We start from the raw sequence: 1,603 nt of genomic DNA, 5'->3' as shown, positions 1-1,603 counted from the left end.
TGCCTGTTCATACCGATCTAACCAATCGTAGTGAGTGTCCATGCACACGTCAATGGTCTAGTAACTCTGATATAATCAAATTTTGGATAAATGCTTATTTTTGCAGTTATTCTGAAAAACGAGTCGAAATACAGACTTTAGATTTAATAAGATCTCCAGATATAGTTCGTTCTCACGAATATAAAACCGCAAGATATATTCGAATGGTAGAAAGAACGCATTCAATTGATGAAATGAGTATTTTACCTATGTGGATGCCTTATGTCTGAATCACTACCATTACTCGAAAATTCTGTGAATCATTTTGGAAATTTGAGCCTTTCAGAAATCGTTTCAATCTTTATTGATCGATTTAAATGCAGGTATGATGAGCTCGAAGAAGAGACAGGCATCGGCGAAATGACTGGATCTCAAAGGAGAGAATGGCTCAAAGAGCAAGTCCAGACTGCCTTTTCGAAGGAACATATTGATATTCTCACCAATAAGGAGGCAATACATCTTCTCAGTAGGTTCTTTTCCATCGAATTTGGTGGGGGGCCTGGCGGTACAGAGGAAGATCATGAAGGATGGGCACGGGGATTGGTAGAAGATAAGGGATTTATCGAAAAGGCAAAAGATCTCTTGTATTCAAAAGACGCTTTCACCGAGCGGTATCAACGCTTCATACAAATAGGTGGTGTCAATAAGGGAATTACTTCTGAATTTCTCTGTTATTTCGATCCTAAAGAATATGGCATATTTTACGGTTCATCGGAAAAAGCACTTCGATATTTCGGAATAGAGGTTAATGATATCCCCAAAACCGGGAAGAGAGCCGGGGAACATTATCTTGCGTTCAATTACCAGTTGAAAAAAGTGCTCGCGGAGATCAGGAAGGATCCATCATTCAAGGATGCAGATCTCGCAACGCTTGACTACTTTTTATACGAGGTTGCGTCGTTGTCCCACTGGCAAATAGCACCGGGGGGAAAAGGAAGATATTGGGACGAATTCTCAAAGAACGAAACATTTGGAATTTGTTGGGAAGAATACCTCAAAGATGCCAAAGTTGAGTGGTTTTCCTATGATAAAGAACAACTACTGGAGACGTTCGAATCATTCTATCCAGATACAACAAAGAAAGCTACAGACCTGATCCATAAATTTCTGCGTAAGGTTCGGATTGGTGATCTCATCGTTGCAAATCGTGGCAATGAATCGGTTTTAGGATGGGGAATTGTCACATCTGGTCCACAACAACACCCGCAACGAAATAAAGAGGATTACACTGTTATTCGCAACATCAAATGGTTGGATCGGGCTGAAAGAGCGATTCCACAGGATTTCGATAAAAAATTTTTCACAACCATCTCGGCATTATCAAAAGACCAATTCCTGCAATTAATCGAGTCTGAAAACATTAATGGAGAATCCACCATCTTTGTTTCAAAAATTGCGTGGAGCAATAATGGATGGCGGGGATTCGATCCCCAAGGATATGCGGAACGATCAAAATATGGATTTAAGTTTGTGAAAGAACATGGATTTGTCCATGAATGGTGGAATTTCTATCCCTTCTTTGAAGACAAATATATTGGCCAGATCGATTTTTGGGGAAAAAAGC

At 39.9% G+C, this 1,603-nt stretch carries 2 protein-coding genes; both read left to right on the top strand.

The genetic code is table 11. The annotated features are described in order from the left end of the window. Positions 1-269: hypothetical protein (locus QCH34_RS12375; RefSeq protein ID WP_300334581.1), on the top strand; the 269-nt coding region annotated here is incomplete at its 5' end. Beyond that, positions 262-1,603: hypothetical protein (locus tag QCH34_RS12370; protein WP_300334580.1), on the top strand; the 1,342-nt coding region annotated here is incomplete at its 3' end. The genes QCH34_RS12375 and QCH34_RS12370, both read left to right, overlap by 8 nt.

It is taken from the genome of Methanocalculus sp. (assembly GCF_029762515.1).
Classification (GTDB): domain Archaea; phylum Halobacteriota; class Methanomicrobia; order Methanomicrobiales; family Methanocorpusculaceae; genus Methanocalculus.
This window is presented reverse-complemented; position numbering and strand designations above follow the sequence as displayed.